The sequence below is a fragment of the Pseudomonas pichavaramensis genome (assembly GCF_050473265.1).
Classification (GTDB): domain Bacteria; phylum Pseudomonadota; class Gammaproteobacteria; order Pseudomonadales; family Pseudomonadaceae; genus Aquipseudomonas.
The window spans coordinates 1-396 of record NZ_JBJKFJ010000038.1; the positions used below are offsets into that span (position 1 = coordinate 1).

1 protein-coding gene is annotated in these 396 nt (G+C 62.9%); it reads right to left on the reverse strand.

Translation table 11 applies throughout. The features are described 5' to 3' along the window. Positions 1–396, reverse strand: a 396-nt coding sequence (locus ACJRW5_RS24920; protein WP_484573141.1) for an autotransporter outer membrane beta-barrel domain-containing protein, incomplete at both ends; no start/stop codon positions are given.

Below are 396 nucleotides of genomic sequence, written 5' to 3' on the forward strand. Positions count from 1 at the left end.
GTGCTGGAGCCGGTAGCGGTGTCGTGGGCCTTGATACGCAGTGCAGCGCTGCCACCGCGCTCCTCGCTCGCCTCGTTACGCAGGTTGACCCAGGCGATATTGGCGAAAGGCTGCAGCCAGTAGCCGTCACGCTCGATACGGTAGCCCAGCTCGGCAAACGCCTGCAGGCTGTCGGTGTCATAGTCGTCACGCAGCGTCTGGCCGAGCACCTCGCCTCGCTTGCTCTCCAGCTGGGATCGGGTGTACCCCAAACCCAGGTTCAGGCTGAGCTGATTCCAGTTCTGACCGGCGTAGATCCCAAAGTGGTAGTTGTCGCTTTCGCCGCTGGAGGTACGGTCATTGACGTCGAAATCGCTGTAGCTGGCACCGCCGAACAGGCCGACGCGCCAGCCATTG